The following is a 3,814-nucleotide window of genomic DNA, read 5'->3' as shown; positions in this document are numbered from 1 at the left end:
GAGCCCGCCGGCCCGCCGCCCGCCGCCGGGCTCCGGCCGACCCGCCCGGCCGCCGTGGTCGGCTCCGGGGGACCGGGCCGCGCCGGCTGGTCGACCCGGCTGAGCGGGTGGTGGCGTACGGCGGGTCGGGGCGAGCGGCTGCTCGCCGGCACCGTGGGCGGGCTGGTCCTGGTCGAGCTGCTGGTCGCGCTGCTGGCCGAGCCGAACAACTTCGACTCGCAGACCTACCACCTGCCCAAGGTGGAGCGCTGGGTGGCGCAGGGCGACCTGGACTTCTGGCCGACCGCTATCCACCGGCAGGTGACCATCCCGCCGGGGGCCGAGTACCTGCTGCTGCACCTGCGCCTGTTCACCGGCGGGGACGCGCTGCACAACCTGGTGCAGTGGGCGGCGATGGTGGGTTGTCTGCTGGTCGGCAGCCGGATCACCGCCCAGCTCGGCGGCGGCCGGCGGGCTCAACTGCTCACCGCGTTCGTGCTGGCCACCACGCCGATGGTGGCGCTGCAGGCGACCAGCACGCAGACCGACCTGGTCTGCGCCGCCTGGGTGGCCTGCGTGGCCACCCTGGCGCTGGACTGGCTGCACCGACGGACCGGGCCGGGCACCCTGTTCGGGCTGGGCGTGGCCACCGGGTTGACAGCGGTGACGAAGACCAGCGGGCTGATCGCGGTCGGTCCGCTGCTGGTGCTCTGGGGCCTCGCTCAGCTGCGCCTGGCGTACCTCGACCGGCCCGCGGCCCGGGTGGGCGGCACGGCCCGTACGGTGGCCGGGTCGCTGCTGATCCTCACCGTCGCCGCGGCGGTGGTCGGCCCGTTCCTGGCCCGGGTGACCGTCGAGTTCGGTCACCCGCTCGGCCCGCCCCGGCTGCGCGAGTCCATCCCGATGGAGCGGCACGATCCCGGGTCCATCCTGGTCAACGCGTTGCGGATCGGGCACACCGCGTTCGACACGCCGCTGGCGCCGCTGCGCCGGGCCGGCGCGGAGGCGATCGTCGGCGTGGCCGGGCTGATCGGAGTGGACCCGCAGGACCGGGCCACCACGTTCGGGCGGGAGACCTTCCCGGTGCCGTCCTGGTATCCGGACGAGGATCGGGTGGCCTTCCCGCTGGCCGGCGCGCTGGCGCTGCTCGGGGCGGGGTTCGCGCTGGCCCGGCCCGGCCGGCTGAGCCCGGAGCGGGCCGGGACGCTGCGCGCGTACGCGGTGGTGGTGGTGAGCGCCGTGCTGCTGCACACCGCGATGATCAAGTGGCAGCCGTGGGGCAACCGGCTGTTGCTCTACGCGCTGGTGCTGGCCGTGCCGCTGGCCGGCGTCTGGCTGGACGCGCTGTTCCGCCGCCGGTCCACCGCCGCCGACAGCGGAACTGCCACCGCGGCGCCGGGGGCCGCCACGGCCGGGCCGGAGGCCGCCACCGTTGGCCCGGAGGGCGGTGCGGCCGGGCGGCGTTCGGTGGCGCTGGGGCTCGCGGTCGCCGTGCTGGCGACCAGCGCGCTGGCCGGGGTGCTCGCGGTGTCGTACGGCTTCCCGCGCCGGCTGGTGGGCACCGGTTCGGTCTTCACCACCGGCGACTGGGAGACCCGCTTCCTGCGGCGCCCGCAGTGGGCGGCGGAGTTCCGCTGGGCGGCGGAGGCGGTCCGCGCGGCCGACGCCCGCCGGATCGGCCTGGTGCAGCAGAACGACAACTGGGAGTACCCCTGGTGGCTGCTGCTGCGCGAGCCGGACGGCCGGCCGCCGGACCTGGTCGCGCTCCAGTCGGTGCTGCCGGAACGCCCGCCGGCCGACCCGGCGTCGGTGGACGCGATCGTCTGCACGGGCAGCCGACCGGCCTGCACCCGGCTGGTGCCGCCCGGCTGGCGGCTGGAGTTCCGCGGCTACGTCGGCTACGCGCTGCCACCCGCCGGCTGAGCGCGAAGCCCCACCGCCCCCTCCGCTGAGCGCGACGGCCGACTGCCGCCCGCCGGGCGAGCGGGAGGGTCCCGCCTGGCCGGCCGCAGGGCGGATTGCCGGGATGGCCCGGTTCGGCAGACCGCGCGCAACGATTCTGAGACGTATTCACATACCTGCATCACGCGCGTTACCTTCCGGTAACTCGATCGACATCCCACGATCGAGGCGAAAGGAGTGCGTCGATGCTTGGTTCCCCTGCCAGGCGCGAACGTGCGACCCGACGACGGACCCTCACCGCCGTCTTCGCCGCCGCTCTCGTCCTGCCGATGCTCGCCGGTCCGGCCACCCCCGCCACCGCGGCGGACCGCCCGGCCATCCAGCCACTCCCCGCGAACCTGGAGGCGATCCGTGCCGCCGAGGCCACCGCGCTCTACGGCACGCCCGCCATCCGCCCGATCGAACAGCGCCGCACCGCGCTGATCACCATGGGCGACAGCGAGATCTCGGGTGAGGGGGTGGGCAACTACGTCCCCGGCACCCACGAACCCGGCAACTGGTGCGACCGCTCGTACGACCAGGCGGTGTTCCGCACCGGCATCGCCGCCGACGAGAAGTACAACATCGCCTGCTCCGGGGCGACCCCGTGGAACCTGATCCGGGGCGGGCCGACCCAGCACAACGAGCTGAACCAGGGCGACCACCTGGCGATCAAGGCACGGAACACGCACCTCAAGCTGATCTGGGTGGTGGTCGGCGCGAACGGCGACGGCACGATCCAGTTCGGCCCGGTCGCCACCGACTGCACCATCCGCCGGGTCTTCTTCCAGGGCCCGTGCTACCCCACGTACACCGACCAGTGGACGGTCCGCACCGACGGCAGCCGGCGGGCGGTCGAGGACGCGATCACCGACATCCGGCGGACCATGACCGACGCGGGTTACCTGCGGACGGACTACGAGCTCGTGCTCATGTCGTACCCGAGCCCGGGCAGCCCGGACGTGGAGGACAACCCGAACTTCCCCGGCTGGTACGCCGGCGGCTGCCTGCTCTACCTGGCCGACGCGGCGTTCGCCCGGAACAAGGCGGTGCCGCTGTTCGAGACGGCGATCCGGGCGGCGGCCACCAACACCGGCACCCGCTACCTGGACGCCAGCCGGCTCTTCCACGGGCACGAGGTGTGCACCGACAACACCTCGGTCCGCGGCCTCTACATCGAGGTCGGCATCTGGGACGAGAACGCGGCCCGGCAGTCGTTCCACCCGAACTACCGGGGGCACGGCATGTTCGCCCAGTGCATCACCCAGTTCTGGAATTCCGGCCAGCAGCGGGCCACCTGCGTCGACCCGGCCAGCACCGGCGGCGGCGTGCTCTACCCGGGGCTGTTCGAATTCAAGCAGCTGCGCAACGTCGCCACCGGCACCTGCGTGGACGGCAAGGGCTACGACTCGCGCAACGGCACCCCGCAGCAGTCGTACGGCTGCCACGGTGGGCGCAACCAGGGCTTCTGGTACGACCCGACGCGGCAGTCGCTGCACTCCGAGCTCTCCCACGACCGCTGCCTGGACGTGGCCGGCGGCACGCTGAGCGCCGGCACCGCTGTCAACATCTACGACTGCCACGGTGGCGCCAACCAGAAGTTCGTGCTGGCCGGCAACCAGCTCAAGGCGGCCGGCAACACCAACCTGTGCCTGGCGTTCGACAGCCCGTGGCTGGGCAGCCCCCGGCTGCGGCTGGCCACCTGCTCGACGAGCACCCGGCAGCAGTGGTCGTTCGAGTCCCGCAACTTCGCCAACCCGGTCGGCTACGGTCACGACGACTTCATCGGCTCCCGGGTCTACTGATCCCCACTCCTCCCCGTACAGCGAAAGAGTGGCCATTCCGCGCGGAATGGCCACTCTTTCGCTGAACGTGCGCGGCCCTGGGCGGCGGG

Annotated in this window: 2 protein-coding genes; both read left to right on the top strand. The window is 73.4% G+C overall.

Annotation, left to right across the window (positions count from 1 at the left end; genetic code table 11):
• The coding region (locus DLJ47_RS33735; RefSeq protein WP_446723640.1) for a hypothetical protein at positions 1–1,902 on the top strand (1,902 nt) is incomplete at its 5' end.
• 224 nt (positions 1,903–2,126) lie between these two features.
• Complete coding sequence (locus tag DLJ47_RS33730; protein WP_109906218.1) at positions 2,127–3,725, top strand: ricin-type beta-trefoil lectin domain protein; 1,599 nt, start codon at positions 2,127–2,129, stop codon at positions 3,723–3,725.
• Positions 3,726–3,814 lie beyond the last annotated feature (89 nt).

Origin of the sequence: Micromonospora sp. S4605 (genome assembly GCF_003176715.1) — a bacterium.
Taxonomy (GTDB): domain Bacteria; phylum Actinomycetota; class Actinomycetes; order Mycobacteriales; family Micromonosporaceae; genus Micromonospora; species Micromonospora echinaurantiaca.
The sequence above is the reverse complement of the archived record's forward strand: the minus strand, read 5'-3'. Positions and strand labels throughout refer to the sequence as shown.